The sequence below is a fragment of the Holdemanella sp. DFI.5.55 genome (assembly GCF_020593575.1).
GTDB lineage: Bacteria > Bacillota_I > Bacilli_A > Erysipelotrichales > Erysipelotrichaceae > Holdemanella > Holdemanella hominis.
Window position 1 is genome coordinate 1 of the sequence record NZ_JAJDMK010000049.1, and the last position, 17,675, is coordinate 17,675.

At 34.7% G+C, this 17,675-nt stretch carries 17 protein-coding genes, 2 tRNA genes, 1 other RNA gene and 1 other annotated feature; of the genes, 5 read left to right on the forward strand and 15 right to left on the reverse strand.

Annotated features, from left to right (window positions below; translation table 11 throughout):
* Positions 1-74: 74 nt before the first annotated feature.
* From LJE08_RS09500 to LJE08_RS09525, 6 genes are all read right to left on the reverse strand, one after another.
* Positions 75-165 (reverse strand) — tRNA-Ser (locus tag LJE08_RS09500).
* A gap of 148 nt (positions 166-313) precedes the next feature.
* On the reverse strand, positions 314-2,062 hold the full coding sequence (gene thrS, locus LJE08_RS09505) for a threonine--tRNA ligase (RefSeq protein WP_117925040.1): 1,749 nt from the start codon (positions 2,060-2,062) through the stop codon (positions 314-316).
* A gap of 40 nt (positions 2,063-2,102) precedes the next feature.
* Positions 2,103-2,306: a binding site (T-box leader), on the reverse strand.
* Between the two features lie 49 nt (positions 2,307-2,355).
* Positions 2,356-2,730 (reverse strand): NifB/NifX family molybdenum-iron cluster-binding protein, encoded by a 375-nt coding sequence (locus LJE08_RS09510; protein ID WP_117925038.1) that lies wholly within the window; start codon positions 2,728-2,730, stop codon positions 2,356-2,358.
* Between the two features lie 86 nt (positions 2,731-2,816).
* Positions 2,817-3,207: a transfer-messenger RNA gene (ssrA, locus tag LJE08_RS09515) on the reverse strand.
* Positions 3,208-3,228: 21 nt separating this feature from the next.
* Positions 3,229-3,687, reverse strand: a complete 459-nt coding sequence (smpB, locus tag LJE08_RS09520; protein ID WP_117925037.1) for an SsrA-binding protein SmpB — start codon at positions 3,685-3,687, stop codon at positions 3,229-3,231.
* Positions 3,684-4,862 carry a CapA family protein gene (locus LJE08_RS09525; protein WP_227403039.1) on the reverse strand — a complete coding sequence of 393 codons (1,179 nt, stop codon included), beginning with the start codon at positions 4,860-4,862 and terminating at the stop codon, positions 3,684-3,686. Before LJE08_RS09525 ends, smpB begins: the two co-directional genes overlap by 4 nt.
* A gap of 64 nt (positions 4,863-4,926) precedes the next feature.
* On the opposite strand from LJE08_RS09525, the gene LJE08_RS09530 reads away from it, so the two are divergent.
* A tRNA-Ala gene (locus LJE08_RS09530) sits at positions 4,927-5,002 on the forward strand.
* 42 nt (positions 5,003-5,044) lie between these two features.
* Here the strand turns inward: LJE08_RS09530 and phoU are convergent.
* From phoU to LJE08_RS09555, 5 genes are all read right to left on the reverse strand, one after another.
* Positions 5,045-5,698, reverse strand: a complete 654-nt coding sequence (gene phoU, locus LJE08_RS09535; RefSeq protein WP_117925033.1) for a phosphate signaling complex protein PhoU — start codon at positions 5,696-5,698, stop codon at positions 5,045-5,047.
* Positions 5,698-6,450 carry a phosphate ABC transporter ATP-binding protein PstB gene (pstB, locus tag LJE08_RS09540; protein WP_186999456.1) on the reverse strand — a complete coding sequence of 251 codons (753 nt, stop codon included), beginning with the start codon at positions 6,448-6,450 and terminating at the stop codon, positions 5,698-5,700. The genes phoU and pstB overlap by 1 nt, the downstream gene beginning before the upstream one ends.
* An 11-nt stretch (positions 6,451-6,461) precedes the next feature.
* Positions 6,462-7,340 (reverse strand): phosphate ABC transporter permease PstA, encoded by an 879-nt coding sequence (gene pstA / locus LJE08_RS09545; protein ID WP_117571644.1) that lies wholly within the window; start codon positions 7,338-7,340, stop codon positions 6,462-6,464.
* Between the two features lie 2 nt (positions 7,341-7,342).
* On the reverse strand, positions 7,343-8,236 hold the full coding sequence (pstC, locus tag LJE08_RS09550; RefSeq protein ID WP_117925030.1) for a phosphate ABC transporter permease subunit PstC: 894 nt from the start codon (positions 8,234-8,236) through the stop codon (positions 7,343-7,345).
* 63 nt (positions 8,237-8,299) lie between these two features.
* Positions 8,300-9,175 (reverse strand): phosphate ABC transporter substrate-binding protein, encoded by an 876-nt coding sequence (locus tag LJE08_RS09555; RefSeq protein WP_117925028.1) that lies wholly within the window; start codon positions 9,173-9,175, stop codon positions 8,300-8,302.
* Positions 9,176-9,394: 219 nt separating this feature from the next.
* Between LJE08_RS09555 and serC the strand changes: the two genes are divergently transcribed.
* The 3 genes from serC to LJE08_RS09570 are packed head-to-tail and all read left to right on the forward strand — an operon-like array spanning position 9,395 to position 12,407.
* Positions 9,395-10,480: a 3-phosphoserine/phosphohydroxythreonine transaminase gene (serC, locus tag LJE08_RS09560; protein ID WP_217256176.1), complete on the forward strand. Its 1,086-nt coding sequence runs from the start codon at positions 9,395-9,397 to the stop codon at positions 10,478-10,480.
* A complete protein-coding gene (locus tag LJE08_RS09565) occupies positions 10,473-11,621 on the forward strand; it encodes a 3-phosphoglycerate dehydrogenase family protein (protein WP_227403040.1) in 1,149 nt (382 codons plus the stop codon). Before serC ends, LJE08_RS09565 begins: the two co-directional genes overlap by 8 nt.
* A 9-nt stretch (positions 11,622-11,630) precedes the next feature.
* Positions 11,631-12,407, forward strand: a complete 777-nt coding sequence (locus tag LJE08_RS09570) for a histidinol-phosphatase HisJ family protein (RefSeq protein ID WP_186999452.1) — start codon at positions 11,631-11,633, stop codon at positions 12,405-12,407.
* Positions 12,408-12,445: 38 nt separating this feature from the next.
* Here the strand turns inward: LJE08_RS09570 and LJE08_RS09575 are convergent, their stop codons facing one another.
* Together LJE08_RS09575 and LJE08_RS09580 are read right to left on the reverse strand one after the other, a co-directional pair.
* Entirely contained in the window at positions 12,446-13,366 is a 921-nt protein-coding gene (locus LJE08_RS09575) for a DMT family transporter (protein WP_227403041.1), read from the reverse strand.
* Between the two features lie 13 nt (positions 13,367-13,379).
* Complete coding sequence (locus LJE08_RS09580) at positions 13,380-15,122, reverse strand: ABC-F family ATP-binding cassette domain-containing protein (RefSeq protein WP_217256173.1); 1,743 nt, start codon at positions 15,120-15,122, stop codon at positions 13,380-13,382.
* Positions 15,123-15,168: 46 nt separating this feature from the next.
* On the opposite strand from LJE08_RS09580, the gene iadA reads away from it, so the two are divergent.
* On the forward strand, positions 15,169-16,230 hold the full coding sequence (gene iadA, locus LJE08_RS09585) for a beta-aspartyl-peptidase (RefSeq protein WP_186999449.1): 1,062 nt from the start codon (positions 15,169-15,171) through the stop codon (positions 16,228-16,230).
* A 36-nt stretch (positions 16,231-16,266) separates the two neighbouring features.
* On the opposite strand, the gene rplQ is transcribed toward iadA, so the two are convergent.
* Both rplQ and LJE08_RS09595 read right to left on the reverse strand, forming a co-directional pair.
* Positions 16,267-16,629, reverse strand: a complete 363-nt coding sequence (gene rplQ, locus LJE08_RS09590) for a 50S ribosomal protein L17 (RefSeq protein ID WP_227402422.1) — start codon at positions 16,627-16,629, stop codon at positions 16,267-16,269.
* Positions 16,630-16,640: 11 nt separating this feature from the next.
* A complete protein-coding gene (locus tag LJE08_RS09595) occupies positions 16,641-17,597 on the reverse strand; it encodes a DNA-directed RNA polymerase subunit alpha (protein ID WP_117925013.1) in 957 nt (318 codons plus the stop codon).
* Positions 17,598-17,675 lie beyond the last annotated feature (78 nt).

Sequence of the window (17,675 nt, forward strand, 5' to 3'; positions counted from 1 at the left end):
ACCCACGATCTCCTCCGTGACAGGGAGGCATGTTAACCACTACACCACTGGACCATAATTTTCTAAAAATAAGATGGCGGAGAAGGAGAGATTTGAACTCTCGCGCCAGTTTCCCGACCTATACCCTTAGCAGGGGCACCTCTTCAGCCACTTGAGTACTTCTCCAAGAATATTTCCAGAATACTTATTTTTTTAGAACAACCTACGTTATCCGTAACGCCCGTTTATAATAACATGGATAAAAACTTATTGCAAGTATTTTTTTTAAAAAAGATAAAAAAAATTTAGAGGCCAATTTTTGACCTCTAAACTCTTACTTTCCAAACAATGTTTTGTTGTCTACTTCAGCTTTAAATTTAGCTAAAGCTTCATCTAAAGATAATGTAACACTTTCCTTTTTACCACTCTGACGAATTGTAACTGTATTATTTTCTTGCTCTCCATCACCAACTACGATTTGGTAAGTAACCTTTTGTAGCTGCGCTTCTCGGACACGGTAACCCAATTTTTCATTACGAGAATCTACTGTTGCACGCATTCCTAATGCCGTTAATGCATCACATACTTTATTTGCGTATTCAACATGTTTTTCGTGGTGTACTGGAATTACAACAAATTGACGTGGAGCTAGCCATAATGGGAAGTGTCCACCAAAGTGTTCGATCAAGATACCAATGAAACGTTCAACTGATCCATAAACTACACGGTGTAACATAATTGGAGTTTTCTTTGTTCCATCTGCATCTACATATTTACATTCGAATCTTTCAGGCAAGTTCATATCCAACTGTACAGTACCACATTGCCATACACGTCCTAAGCTATCTTTGATATGGATATCCAATTTAGGTCCATAGAATGCACCATCTCCAGGATTTACTTTATATTCTTTACCTGCATGAACACAAGCTTGTGCCAATGCTTTTTCTGAAGCATCCCAGATTTCTTCAGATCCAATATATCCACTTTCTGGACGAGTTGATAATTCAATTTCATATGGTAAACCAAATACTGAATAAATACGATCTACCAATTGTAATACTTTTTTAACTTCTTCTTCCAATTGATCAGGAGTTACAAATAAGTGCGCATCATCTTGTGTGAATGTACGCACACGGAACAATCCATTCAATGCACCACTTGCTTCGTGACGGTGTACTTGTCCTAATTCCCCTAAACGCAATGGTAAGTCTTTATATGAGTGTAAAGTTGAGTTATATACTAATAATGCACCCGGACAATTCATTGGTTTGATTGCGAATTCACGATCATCAACCATTGAAGTGTACATATTGTCTTTATAATGATCCCAGTGTCCACTCAATTCCCACAATTCTTTTGACATCATAATTGGAGTCTTAATGAATTGGTATCCTTCTTTTGTATGTTCTTGGTACCAGTATTGTTCCAAGATGTTACGTAAAATCATTCCATCTGGCAAGTAGATAGGCATACCTGGCGCAAATTCACTAATTGTGAATAAGCCCATTTCTTTCCCTAATTTCTTGTGGTCACGTTTTTTAGCTTCTTCTAAAGCTTCTAAGTGAGCTTCCAATTCTTCTTTTGTATCGAAACAAATACCATAAACACGTTGAAGCATTTTATTGTTGGCATCGCCTTTCCAGTAAGCACCAGAATGTTTCAATAATTTAAAGTTTTTACACTTCTTAACAGTCTCAACGTGAGGTCCACGACATAAGTCCGCAAATTCACCTTGACGATAGATTGTGATATTTCCATCCTCTAATCCATTGATCAAATCCACTTTATAAGGATCATCCTTGAACATTTCTAAAGCATCTTCTTTAGAAATTTCTTCACGAACAATTCTCTTTCCGTCTTTGGCAATTTTCTTCATTTCTTTTTCGATTTTCGCCAAATCCTCTTCTTTTAATTTTACATCCCCTAAATCCATATCGTAGTAGAAACCCTCAGAAATAACAGGTCCTACCCAAAATTTAGCATTTGGATATAAACGCTTAACAGCTTGAGCCATCATATGAGCACATGAGTGGTTCAACATAGATAAATGTTCATTTTCTAATACATTCACTAATTCCATTTTACTTTCCTCCATTTTTCCATATAAAAAGCGACAGCCATCAAAGGACGTCTGTCGCACGCGGTACCACCTTTGTTTATACAATTACTGTATACACCTCAAACCTTTTAACGCAAGAATTACGGCACACTTTTTCAAGGGCAATTCAAAGGGAGTAAATACATACATTCGCAAAGTGTTTTCACCAACCACACTCTCTCTACATTTGAATGGAATGTATTCATATCCTTATCACTATTGTTGCCTAGATTATAGACCGAAATACGAGGTGTGTCAAAAGAAAAACTCAAGAATTAATGGCAATGTCCACCACACGAATGACTTTCGCCAGATTCATGTTTTGTACAAGTCACATCGGTTGTGAATTCTAGTTGCCCACTTAAATATTTTTTAACAGCCTCATCTGCATTTCCGGTTACTCCACCAAAAGAATGAATCCCAAAACCAGCCAATGCAGTTTTAGCCCCTTGACCAATACCACCACAAAGTACAATGTTTACATTTTGTTCTTTTAGAGCATTCGAAACACTAACATGTCCATGTCCTTCGACTGTAATCACTTCACTCTTAATAATTTCATTATGATCGGTTTCATAGATTTTAAATTCTGAGCTATGCCCAAAATGTTGGAACACTTCTCCATCTTTATAACTGACTGCAATTCTCATACTATACCTTCTTTCTTATTTATTATACATCAAAAATACATCACGATAAATTAAAACACCCTTTAAATAAGGGCGTTGATTGTCTTTGGTGGAGATGAGGAGAATCGAACTCCTGTCTAAGCAAAGTCCCACGAGACAGCGTTTACAGCTTTTTCCATCTAGTTATCCAAAAGTTTCGGATGGAATCAAAAATTCTTTTGGGTTAGCTATAGTTGATTCAAGACAAGCAGCTAGCCAATGCTTATTTCTATCTTCTTTTCTTTAACACTCAGTCTGAAATAAGAAAGCGAAATTTCAGAAAGGGGCTGCAAAGCCAAACGTAGGCAATAAAATTAAGCAGCGAAAGCCATGCTTTGGTTCATACCAAATACATTAGCAAGTTTATTTTTAGCAATTAATTTAAGTTGGTTATTACACGTATCCTTCGTGGCTGTGGCTGAATCCAAACATTTACTCATCGAATGCCTGAACATCCCCAAGGAACATCAGTATAATCTATTAATACTGATTTTTCAAGGCCTTTTGAATCTCTCTTTGCGCATCCTTCGCCTTTTGAGACTCACGCTTATCATGAAGATTTTTACCTTTCGCCAAAGAAATTTCTAACTTTGCCAAACCTTTATACAAATAAATTCTCACAGGTACAACCGTATACCCTTTAACACGCGCAGATTGCTCCAATTTTTGAATTTCCTGCTTATGCATTAAGAGCTTGCGATCACGCGTTTCATCATGATTAAATCGGTTTCCAAATTCATAAGGAGAAATATGCATACCTTTAATAAAAGCTTCCCCTTTTTGAAAACTGATATAGCTGTCCTTTAATTGAACTTTTCCTCTTCGAATACTTTTAATTTCTGTTCCCTGAAGCACTAAACCTGCTTCAAAACGATCATACAACTCATATTCATGTCTTGCCTTACGATTTTCGGCTATTGTCTTTTGATTTTGACTCATTCTAAAACCACCTCTACTCCATCACAATCTTGCATTACAGACTGGACAAATTGTTGCACCCACTCTTTTGAAAGATCATAATTCGAAGCTAAATTATGTGTTTGTGCAAGCGAATCATTGTAATATTCGATTGGGTAAGTCTTCCATGCATTATACCCTACATCAAACCATGTAATCAATGGAATAAATTTAGTATCTGTAAAAGAAGTCTTTTTTGTATCTGGATCATAGTTCAGTGTGAAGCTAGCCATTCCACCAACCATAGTAATATCCATATCCTGGGCACTCGTATAATTTCCTAATGAATAATACACAAGTGTATCTTGCTTCTTTCCTTTAATAACTTTTGCCGGTTCAATAACGTGTGGGTGTGAACCAATCACAACCTCGGCACCTAGTTCATTTAAATAATTTGCCAAATCTTCCTGCTCTTCAGTCGGCTCCATCTGATATTCTTCACCCCAATGCATAGAAACCAATTGGACATCGCTCACTTTACTTAAAGCTTCCATATCTTTTTTCATTTGATCCTTATCAATCAAATCCACAAGCCATAACTTATCTTCAGGCACACTAAATCCATTCCAGCCATAGGTATATCCAAGAAATCCTACTTTGATTCCATTGATTTCTTTTACTAATGTACGCTTTTTATCCTTTTGACACGTATGCGAACCCGTCGTAATAACATCTGGATAATTCTTTCGAACCAAATCAATCTGTGTTAATAAACCCTCAGCCCCTCGATCCATAGAGTGATTTGAACTTAAACTCCACCAATCAAAGCCAGCCTTATTGACAGAAGACAGAATTTCTATAGGTCCATTAAAAGTAGGGTATCCACTCAATTCATACTCTTCTCCAATGCATAACGTTTCAAAATTGATATATGCCAAATCTGCATTTTGTGTATATTTATTTGTCATTTCATAATAGGAATCAAAATTGTAATATCCATCTCTTTGGTATGGGTACCAATACATCGCACCATGATACAAGTTGTCACCTACACCTACAAACGTAAATGATTTTTTATTTTCCTGTTTTTTTGTAGAAACATTTTTTACAATCTTTGTTGCTTCTTTCGAATTTGGTGTGGGGTGTGTTAAAATAAAGCCCATTAAGCTGAAATTGAATATACATAATATAATGATCCATGTCCATTTCTTTTTCATAAGTTAATTTTATCAGAAAAAGCTTGCATTTTCCAAAATAATTAGGTAATATTATAAAGCACTTGGGGTGTTAGCTCAGCTGGGAGAGCACCTGCCTTGCACGCAGGGGGTCATCGGTTCGATCCCGATACGCTCCACCAAGTAAAAAATACGCTGTAAGCAAATTTGCTTACAGCTTTTTTTCATTCAATTTCTTCAAAAATACCAGACTTTTGATAAAGAACCCATTTTCCAATATTTACACAATGATCACAAATTCTTTCTAAGTACTTACCGACAAGTAACACATCCACTAGAGTCCCTGTATCATGCTCTTTTCTGGCTAATAAATCAACATAAACCTCTTTAGCCTTTTCATATTGTGCATCCGCTTGATCATCCATTTTAATAACTTGATCTGCTGCTTTTTCGTCTTTCTGAATAAAACCTTCAATCGCAAGTGTAATCATTTCTTTTGCGATGATAAATTGTTGTTGAATACTATCATCCACAACTAAATTTTCCATATTCAAAGCACAAATCAGTTCTGAAACTTCTTTTTCCTGATCCATGATACGTGTTAAATCACGAATTGTATTTGTAGCTACAGTAATACGTCTTAAGTCTTTCGCAACTGGATGTTGAAGAAGAAGAATCTTCATACAAATCTGTTCAGCTTCTCTTCCTTGTTCACTCACTTCTTCATGCATTTGTGAAACATCTTGAACTAAAGTTTTGTTTCCATCTAAAATAGCGTGCTTGCAAAACCACAATCCTTTTAAACAGTCTTGAGACATTTGTGCCATAGTCAGTTCTAACTGTTTTGTTTGTTTTAAAAACTTTGTAGGTAAAACCATTATCCAAACCTCCCTGTAATATAGTCTTCTGTTTTCTTTTCTTTTGGCGCAGAGAACAATGTTTCTGTAGCACTATACTCAATTAAATTTCCCAATAAGAAGAAGGCTGTTTTATCACTAATACGCATAGCTTGCTGCATATTGTGAGTAACAATAACGATTGTATAGTCTTTTTTCAATTCTAAAGTTAACTCTTCAATCTTACTAGTTGAAATTGGATCTAGAGCACTTGTAGGTTCGTCCATCAACAACACTTCCGGCTGCATAGCCAAAGCTCTTGCGATACATAAGCGTTGTTGTTGTCCACCAGACATTCCCAATGCGGATTTATGTAGACGATCCTTCACTTCATCCCAAATGGCAGCTTGTCTTAAACTTCTTTCAACAATTTCATCCAATTCACTTTTCTTTTTGATTCCAAAAATTCTTGGGCCATACGCAATATTATCATAAATACTTTTTGGGAATGGATTGGGTTGTTGAAATACCATTCCAACTCTACGTCTTAATTCAATCGCATCCATATTTTTGTAGATATCCGTTCCATCTAGACAAATATCACCTGTGATTTTAGTACTTTCCACCAAATCATTCATTCGATTCAATGTTTTTAAAAATGTTGATTTACCACATCCACTAGGACCAATGAATGCTGTAATTTCTTTTTCTTTGATATCCAAATTTATATTCTTTAAGGCATGAAAATCACCATAATATAAATTCAGATCATTCACTGTAAATTTATTATTCATACGTAACCTTTCTATTTCTCTAATCCAGCTTGTTTTTTGGAAATGTGTCTTGACCAAACATTGGCTCCAATACTAAATGCCAATACTAAAATCATCAACACAGCACTAGATAAATTAGCCAATGCACGATCTTGTCCATTGGTTTGTAAGTTCCAGATTTGGATGGATAATGTTTCAGCAGGTCTTAACACATTAATTGGCGATGTTGGAGAAGTAAAACTAAAATTATTCCAACGCAAATCACTTCCTGAACCAGTTGTATAAAGTAATACAGCAGCTTCACCAAATCCACGACCAGCCGCCAAGATAACTCCAGTCATAATACGTGATAGGCATGCTGGCAATAATACATGGAATATGGTTTGCCACTTTGTTGCTCCAAGTCCCATACTTCCGTGATAATAGCCTTCAGGCAAACCTTTTATCGCATCTTCTGTAGTTGTTGTAATCAAAGGTAAACTTAGAATTGATATAGACAGGGCACCTGCTAATAAACTTTTTGATAATCCAATGACAACTAAGAAAATCAAATATCCAAATAAACCTACAACAATACTTGGTAAAGAAGACAATGTTTCAATACAAGTTCTTAAAAAGCGTGTTACAAGCCCAGGTTTTGCGTACATCGCCAAATAAATGCCTGCTAATACTCCAATTGGAACCGAAACCAACAAAGAAATAAATACTAAGTAAATCGTATTAAAAACTTGGTTTCCAATGCTGCCAGATCGAGTAAAGCCAAACATTTCTGGTTTAGCCCCTAACAACCCTCCAATAATAACTTTACCGGCAAAGCCTACAAGAAGTAAAAAGAAGAATAAGGCGATACCATAAAAGACGATTGTCATGAATTGATCAATCATTTTTGCTCTTTTAATTCTAGAATCCATCTCTATTCTCCTTTCGGTTTTGAAAACTTATGAATAATAGTAATAAACAATAACGAAATCAAGAACAATAATAAAGCCATTGTCCATAGGGCTGCCTTCATTTCTCCACCTTCCATCGCATTTCCCATTTGAGCTGCAATTTCCGTTGTTAGTGTTTTTGAAGTAGAAAAAATACTCTTAGGCAAAGCTGTTGTTTGCCCAATAACCATCGCAACAGCTAAAGCTTCACCAAACGCTCTTGCAAGTCCTAATACAATTCCTGAAATGACTCCAGGTAATGCAGCAGGAATTACGACACGATATATCGTTTGCCAGCGTGTTGAGCCAAGTCCATAAGCAGCCATTCGTGTTTCTTTTGAAACAGCTCGAATCGCATCACTGGCAACACTGGTAATCGATGGGAAAATCATAATTGATAAAACAAGACTTGCCGCAAGCACGGAATGTCCTACCTGCAAATCAAATACTTTCTTTAAGAACGGAATCAAGACCGTTAATCCAACCCATCCATAGACAACACTAGGAATTCCGGCAAAAATTTCTACCATAGGACGATAGAATTTTTCACCAAACTTAGGTGAAATTTCTGTCATAAAAATAGATGATCCTAACGCAAAAGGCGTGGCAATCAATAAGGCCAATCCACAAACACATAGCGATCCAACAATAAAGATCAAGGCTCCTACATGTCCTTTTGAACTGGCATTATCCATTGGTGCCCAATTTGCACTGCCAAGAAACTCTCCTAGAGTATGATGAAATTTAAAAAATGTATCAGAACCTTTATAAACTAGAAAAGCTCCAATTAATAGAGTTACAAATATCACGAACAGACCACCAATTGTGACGAGAATCTGCCAAAAATATTCTTTACAAAACATGCTTTTACGACTCATCAAATTCCTCCAAACTAAATGAATAACGGACATATATTTCAATGTCCGTTAAAGAACTCGCAATTAGTGATCTGTTTTTTCCATTTTGCTAGAAACACCATAGCCTAATGATTCCATTTTCTTACCGAATTTTTCACCCATGATGTAATCTAAGAATGCTTTTGTAGCTTTATCTGGCTCTCCATTTGTATACATGTGCTCAAATGTCCAAACTTTATAGTCACCACTATATGTGTTTTCTAATGTCGGTTCAACGCCATCAATTGCGACTGTATCTACATCGTCATTGTCTACTAAGTAAGATAATGCCACATAACCGATTGCACCTCTTGTATCTGTTACATTTTGTAACAATACACCAGAATCATCTGTTTCCATTGAAGCGTTACTAGCTTCTTCATTTCCATCTAATGCATATTTTTGGAATGTTGCTCTTGTTCCTGATGAAGTTGGACGAGTAACTAAGACAATGTCTTCATCTGGTCCACCAACATCTTTCCAGTTCGTTGTTTTTCCTGTGAAGATATCAATCAATTGTTGTTTGGTTAAATCTTTAACACCAACATCTTTATTTACGATTGGAGCCATTGTTACAACACAAACTTGGTGATCGACTAAATCTTTAGCTTGATCCTTATCTAATTTTTCTTCAGCTGCCACATCGGAGTTTCCTAGTGTAACTGTTTTATCAGCTACCTGTTTTAACCCTTCTCCTGAACCACCAGCATCTACTGTAATAGAAACATCTGGATTTTCGTTTGAAAACTGTTCGGCTGCAACATCAACCAATGGTTTCAATGCACTTGAGCCTGCGGCTGTAATTGTTCCGCTTAAACTTTCATTTTTTGAATCACTGTCATCGGATGCAGTATTTGAACTACATCCTACCATAGCTGCAGATAATCCTACGATCATTGCGCCTTTTAAAAACTTATTCATATTTTCCTTGTCCTCTTTTCTTTCGACACACATATCATAATGCATGTTTGTTAAACGAAAAAAATGGTTCTGTTAAGGTTTTGTTAAATGATTTGTTTTAATTTTAAGCACACCTGAATTTAATTTATGAACAAAATTCTTGAAATATATTGTAAATAAATGTATAATCGTGAAACATAAAGAAAGGAAAGGTGGAAATGTTTTCACCGAGGTAACAAAATGACACGTGTATATAACTTTAGTGCCGGTCCTGCATGCTTACCAGAATGGGTCTTAACCAAAGCTGCAAGCGAAATGTTAGATGCTCATAATAGTGGAATGAGTGTTATGGAGATGTCCCACCGTTCCAGTGAATTCCAGGATATTATAGATACTTGTAAAGCAAGATTAAAAAGATTGATGAACATTCCTGATGAATATGAAATTTTATTCTTACAAGGAGGTGCTTCTTTACAATTTACTATGATTCCTTTGAATTTAGAAAAACATAACGTAGATTTGATCAATACAGGTCAATGGACAAAGAAAGCTTTAAAAGAACATAAAAAATTAGGAAAAGTAAATGTAGTAGCGTCAAGTGAAGAAGATAACTTTACGTATATTCCTAAAATTAAACAAGAAGATTTAAGTGAAGATTCTGATTATGTATATATTTGTGAGAACAACACAATCTATGGAACTAAATATAAAGAACTTCCTCCACATGAAGGAAAGTTATTAGTTGCAGATTTATCAAGTTGTATTTTAAGTGAAAGAACGGATGTTTCTAAATATGATTTAATTTTTGCCGGTGCTCAAAAGAATATGGGGCCTGCAGGTTTAACTGTGGTTATCATAAAAAAAGACTTGATTGGTTTAGCTGATGAAAAAACACCAAGCATGTTAAACTACAAAACATATGCTGACAATGATTCTATGTTCAATACGCCACCTACTTATTCCATCTATATTTGTGGTTTAGTACTTGAATGGCTAGAAACACAAATAGGTGGATTGAAAAATATGGAAAAGATCAATCGTAAAAAAGCTAAATTATTATATGACTATATTGATGCTTCTAAACTCTATTCAAATCCTGTTGTACCTGAAGATCGTTCTTATACAAATGTTCCTTTTGTGACTGGTGATAAGAATCTAGATACTAAATTTGTTAAAGAAGCAAAAGAAGCAGGAATTGTAAATATTAAAGGTCACAGAACGGTTGGTGGTATGCGTGCAAGTATTTATAATGCCATGCCACTTGAAGGTGTAGAAGCCCTAATTGCATTTATGAAGAAATTTGAAGAGGAGAATTATAATGCCTAAAATAAAGCTCTACAATAATATTGCGCAAATTGGTTTAGATCAGTTTACGCCAGATTATGAAGTAAACGAAAATATGGAAGATGAAGATGCTATTTTAGTTCGTAGTACCAATCTTCATGATATTACATATAATGCCCACCTTAAAGCTATCGCTCGTGCAGGTGCGGGTGTCAACAACATTGATATTGATACTTGTACTAAAAAAGGGATTGCCGTATTCAATACTCCAGGCGCAAATAGTAATGCCGTAAAAGAACTTGTATTTGCGGGTATGTTACTAGCAAGTCGTGATATTTATCATGGTATTGAATGGATCCAAACGCAAAAAGAAAATGAGAACATCACAAAAGATATTGAAAAACAAAAAAAGAAATATGCTGGACACGAATTAACCGGTAAATCACTAGGTGTCATCGGTTGTGGTGCCATTGGTATCCAGGTTGCCAATCTAGCCTTACGCTTTGGTATGAAAGTTTATGGATATGATCCATATATGTCTGTCGATGCTGCATGGAACTTATCTCGATATGTAAATCATGTCACAAATATTGATGATTTATATCGTCAATGTGATTTTATTACGATTCATGTGCCTTTAAATGATGGAACTAAAAACTTTATCAATAAAGATAGTTTTGACAAGATGAAAGATGGCGTCAAATTATTAAACTTTGCTCGTGGTGGCCTCGTTGATGAAGATGCTCTATTGGTGGCATTAGATGACAACAAAGTTGAATCTTATGTGACTGATTTTCCAAGTTTAAAAGTTATTCAAAATGATAAAGTCATCGCAATTCCTCACTTAGGTGCTTCAACCGAAGAGAGTGAAGAGAATTGTGCTTTAAAAGCCGCTCAGGAACTGATGAATTATTTAACTTATGGAAATATTTCAAATTCTGTCAATTTACCAAATGCGAAGATGGATATGAATTCACCATTTAGAATCACTTGTATTCATGAAAATAAGCCTAAAATGATTTCTCAAATCACAGATATTTTTAAGGATGCTAATATTGAAAACTTAATGAATAAATCTAAAAAAGATATTGCGTATACAATTATTGATTTAGATTCAGAAGTTGATATTTCTCCAATTGAAAAAATCAATGGTATGATTAGAGTATCTACTTATAAGAAATAGGATGGTACTATGATTGATGCACATACACATTTAGAAAATGGTGATTTAAGCATTGAATATGTTCATAAGTTTATCGATGCTGCCAAAGAAAAAGGGATTACTCATCTTCAAATATTAGATCACACACATAGATTCTTTGAATTTAAAGACTGTTATAAAAGAGTTTGTGAAGTATCTAAATTACAAGAAGAGTGGTTTTTAAAGAAACAAAAAAACTCCATAGATGATTATTTAAAATTAATTGAGGCATTAAAAAAAGAAACTTTTGACATCGCTGTACGTTTTGGCCTTGAAGTATGTTACACGCCTGAAACAGAAAGTCTATTATCCTCCATTCTTAAAAACTACCATTTTGACTTTCTAATTGGCAGTGTACACTCTGTAAATGGTTATCTATATGATATGGATGCCTTTTCTAAAGAATTACTTTGGAACAAAAATGATCCTTCTAATATTTATAAGTCCTACTATGACACTATTGAAAAACTAATCCAATCCAATCTCTTTGATCAAGTGGGTCATCCAGATGTGATCAAATTGTATTCGATTGATCCAGGCTACGATTTACATCCTACCTACCATCATATCGCTCGTCTGGCAAATGAATACAACATTAAAATGGAAGACAACACTAAAGCTCATTATTCATATCATCATCCTGATATTGGCTTAAATGCTGATTTTAGAAATATCCTAAAAGAAAATAATGTAAAAATTGTTACTGCAAGTGATGCTCATTATCCTAACGATGTGGGGCGCTGCTTTGAATTATTTGATCCTAGATAAGCCTAGGATCTTTTTTTAGGCAAAGAAAAAGACAGAACTTAATCTGTCTGTGTTTCTTTATTGACTAAAAATACACTTAAACTTACCAGTAACAATGCAATTAAACTTGATAGTTGGAATGCCTGATTGGATTCATGTAATACAACACTTGATAAAATCACACCGATGATAGGTGTTACGCACATATAGACACCAATCTTACTAACAGGATTTACAGATAATAACAATCCCCAAATCGTATAGGCGATAGCAGATACAAGAGCTAAATGAATCAATACAAGAAGGCCTAGATTAAATCCAAATGTAATGTGTCCTCCCATTAAATAGCCTGTTATAGCTAAGAGAATACCTCCTAGAGAGAACTGATATCCACTTAACAGGACGGCATTTTGATTTTGTGTGAACTTCTTAATAAAGGCAGCCGATATAGATCCACAAAATTGTGACATCAACACAAAGCCTTCACCCACAAAGGAAAAACTGACACTGGCTCCACTGATATTCATAAATAAAATGCCCAAGAATCCAATAAAACAGCCTAATGCTTTTCGTGCTGTAATTTTTTCATAATGAAAAATTAAACTTGCCACTAACAAAGATATAAAGGCACTGGTTCCTGAAATAATGGATCCGTTGACTCCTGATGTATGTGAAAGTCCAATATAATAGAAAAAATACTGTCCAGCCGTTTGAAAAAGAGCTAGAGTGCATATGCCTTGAATATTCTCTTTTTTAGCAACTAATACTTTTTTCTGTAAGAAAGAAGCAAATAATATGACTAAAAATCCAGCTAATGTAAAACGTATGCCTGCAAACATTAAAATACTAGGTACACCTTCAATATTAAATAGCTTATATCCCCATTTAATGAATGGAGCTGCACTTCCCCATAGTGTACAACATAGCACGGCTAGTAAAAATACATGTAATGGCTGTTTAAAAAATTCCCTTTTCTCCATATCCAATTAAAACTTATCCTTCCTTTTTTTCTTCTAATTCCATCCAACGATTAGTTAAAGTTTCAAGTTCTTCTTCTTTCTGCGCTCTCAAATCACTTAATTCTTTTAATTTCGCAAAATCACTTTGACACTCATTCATCTGATAGTCTAAAGCTTCGATTTCACTTTCTAATACTTCCATCTTCTCAGGAAGTTGCTCCAATTCCTTTTTTTCCATATAAGATAATTGAGATCTTTTCTTCTTTTCAATCGGCTTTTGAACAACAACCTTCTTATTCTCATCTTTTGATTTCACTAAATAATCACTATATCCTCCACTGTACTGTTTAAAAGTACCATCTTCTTGATGGACAAACACTTTATCCACAACACGATCCAAAAAATATCGGTCATGGCTTACAGTAATAATGGCTCCTTGGAAATCATCTAAATAATCTTCTAATACGTCTAATGTCAAAATATCCAAATCATTTGTTGGCTCATCCAATAACAGGATATTTGGTTCTTGCATCAAAACTCTTAATAGATATAGTCTTCTTCTTTCTCCACCGGATAGTCTTGATAGCGTGGTATAGTGCATATTTCTTGGAAATAAAAATCTTTCAAGCATTTGCGAAGCACTTAGTGTCATACGATCGTATTCAATGACTTTAGAAACTTCTTCAATATAATCAATGACACGCATATTTAGATCGACACCTTGATCCGCTTGTCTGAAATATCCAATTTTAACTGTGGTTCCATATTCAATGGTTCCATAGGTTGGTTGTTTCACCCCTGCAATAACATCTAACAAAGTAGATTTTCCACATCCATTCTCTCCAATGATACCTATTCGGTCTTGTCGTAATAATACATAGTTAAAATCATGAAATAATGACTTTTCTGGATAATTAAATCCTAAATTCATACATTCAATTGTTTTATTCCCCAATCGTTGCATAGTCGCATTTATTTTTAATGACTCTTCTTGCTGTTTAAAACGTTTCTGACGCAATTCTTCAAACCTTTGAAGTCGACTATTAGATTTTGTACCACGCGCCTGTACGCCCGCTCTAACCCACTCTAATTCCTTTTTATATAAGTTCTTGTGTTTATGGGCTGCTAATTTTTCTTGTTCAATACGCGTTTCCTTATTTTCTAAATACACTTCATAATTTCCATTATGAATATATAAGTCGCCTTGATCCAATTCAATCATTTTTGTACAAACACGATCTAAAAAATAACGATCGTGTGTGACCATAAATATTGCACTCTTTGATCGAATCAAATAATTTTCCAACCATTCAACCATATCATTATCCAAATGGTTTGTCGGTTCATCCAAAAGCAACAAATCACAACTTGTGCATAGTGCTAAGGCAAGAGCCACTCTTTTTCTTTGTCCACCTGACATATTTGACATGGCGCTTTGATAATCTGTAATACCCAGTTTCGTTAGAATCGATTTTAATTCAAATTCTGCGACGGGGTGCTCATTTTTAGAATTCACAAGTTGAATTTCATCCCAAACACAATCCGTTTTGAATTCTGGATTTTGAGGTAAATAATGAATCTTGATTCCATTTTTTTTAATTATGATTCCTGAATCATAATTTTCAATACCTGCAAGTATCTTTAATAAAGTACTTTTACCTGTACCATTGACTCCAATCAACGCAATTTTATCAGTATCTTCTATTGTGAAACTCGCATCTTTTAAAATGCATTTATCATTTATATTCTTTTTTAAACTTTCTGTTGAAATTAACATAACATCACCTGAGTTTTATTATATAATACTTTTTGAGGTGACACGCATGAAACTTATTAAAAATATTCAAATTTATGCACCTGAAAATTTGGGAGTAAAAGATGTATTAATTTCAGATTCTAAAATCGAAAAAATTGATAATCATATCGAACTTTCTTATCCAATTGAAACAATTGATGGCACAGGATGCATTTTAACGCCAGGTCTAATTGATCGCCATGTTCATATTACTGGTGGTGGTGGAGAAGCCGGATTTATTTCTAGAGCTAGGCCTATAGATGTACAGGAAATATTAGATGCAGGTATCACAACTGTCATTGGATTATTGGGAACAGATGGTTACACAAGAAGCACAAAAGAATTATTTGCGAAAGCTAAAGAACTAACACAAAAAGGTGTACATACGTATATCTTAACGGGCAGCTATGCCTATCCTAGTAATACACTAACAAGTTCAGTGGAAGACGATATTGTGTTTATTGATAGTATTCTAGGGGTTAAGCTTGCATTAAGTGATCATAGATCGAGTCATATTACAGAAGATGAATTAATTCATTTGGCTTCTAGAATTCGTACAGCGAGTCTTATAGCTGGAAAACAAGCAAATTTAACAATTCATATGGGTGATGAAAAACAAGCCTTAGAACTTGTCTTTAAGGCCATAGAAAAAGCCGATATTCCTATTTCATTATTCCAGCCTACACATTGTTCAAGAAATCCTCATTTATTTGAAGAAGCAAAAAGATTTACTGATATGGGTGGTACAATTGACATTACATGTGATGGTAATGGTAAAACTTTGAGTTACATTCAACAAATCCAAAATACAGAGAAAGTAACCATTTCTAGTGATGCACAAGGATCTTGGTCTACATACAATGAAGATGGATCCGTTAAAGAAATTGGTATTACGCCAATTTCAAACTTAAAAAAAGAATTCATTTATCTGAAAAATGAATTTGGGTATGAAAATGCTTTGCCATTCTTTACGAAAAATGTTGCGAATGTATTAGGTTTTAAACATAAAGGACAAGTTAAAGAGGGATTTGATTGTGATCTTGTCATTTGGAAGGAAGATCAAATTCAAAAAGTTATCACAAAAAAATAGGCACTGATTAACTCAGTGCCTTTATTATTTATTAAATTACTTAACGAATTGTACAATTGCCATTGGAGCTGCATCTCCACGACGGATACGTGTTTTTACTACACGAGTGTATCCACCATTACGATCTGCATATGCTGGTCCAATTTCATTGAATAATTTTTGAAGAGCTGTTGTTCCCTCTTCATCAACTTCTACATTGCGAACATAAGCTGCTGCTTGTCTACGTGCATGTAAATTTCCACGTTTTGCTAATGTTACTAATGAGTCCATTACAGCGCTTAATTCTTTTGCTTTCATTTCTGTTGTTTCGATTTGTCCGTTTTCAATCAAAGATGTTGCCATGTTACGCAACAATGCTTTACGATGATCGGCTTTACGTCCCAATTTACGATTCCACATGGTATTTCCTCCTATCCGTTATTCTGCTTAAAAGACAATCCTAATTCTTTAATTTTGTCTTTAACTTCTTGTAATGATTTCTTTCCTAAATTACGAACGTGAATCATTTCCTCTTCTGTTTTTTGAGTTAATTCATCAACAGTCGCAATACCAGCACGTTTTAAACAGTTATAAGAACGAACTGATAGTTCTAAGTCTTCAATCATTTTATGAGTAGTATGTGCTACAGGTTCTTCTGAAACTTCAACTTCTTTTTCTTTCACTTCAAGACTAGCTTCATCAACTGATGCCAAAATTGATAAGTGATCACGTAAGATTTTACCTGCTACAGCTAATGCTTCACTCGGTTTAATTGTTTCATCTGTAGTAATTTCTAACTCTAATGAATCATACATACTTCCATCTTCGCCTTTAATTGGTGTAGCTACATAGCTAACATTTTTAACTGGTGAATATAGAGAATCTGTATAAATAATACCAAGAGGTTGTCCTTCATTTTGGTACATTCTTTTATTTACATCAGAACGTACGAATCCACGGCCTAAACGAGCCTGAAGTTCCATGTGCATAGAACCTCCTTCAGACAAAGTACAAATTGGTAAATCTTTGTTTAACACAGTAACTCCTGTTGGACATTCGATATCACCTGCTAAGACTGTTTTTGGTCCTTCCTGGTCAATACGAAGTGTATAAACTTCATTGTCATGAATATCAATATCTAAAATCAATTGTTTCAAATTTAAAATAATTGAAGCAACGTCTTCTTTTACCCCTTTAATACCTGTAAATTCGTGGTATACGCCGTCAATACGAATACTGAAGATCGCACCTCCAGGAATTGAAGATAATAATACACGGCGAAGTGCATTACCTAATGGTGTACCATAACGATATTCTAATGGTTCTAATAAGAATTTACCTACTTTTGTTGTTTCTTCGATAGTCGAAATTTTATACTTTGTGCTCATTTGGACACCTCCTTAGTATGGTGACTATCCACGAGGTCGTTTTGGTGGACGACATCCGTTGTGTGGAATTGGTGTTAC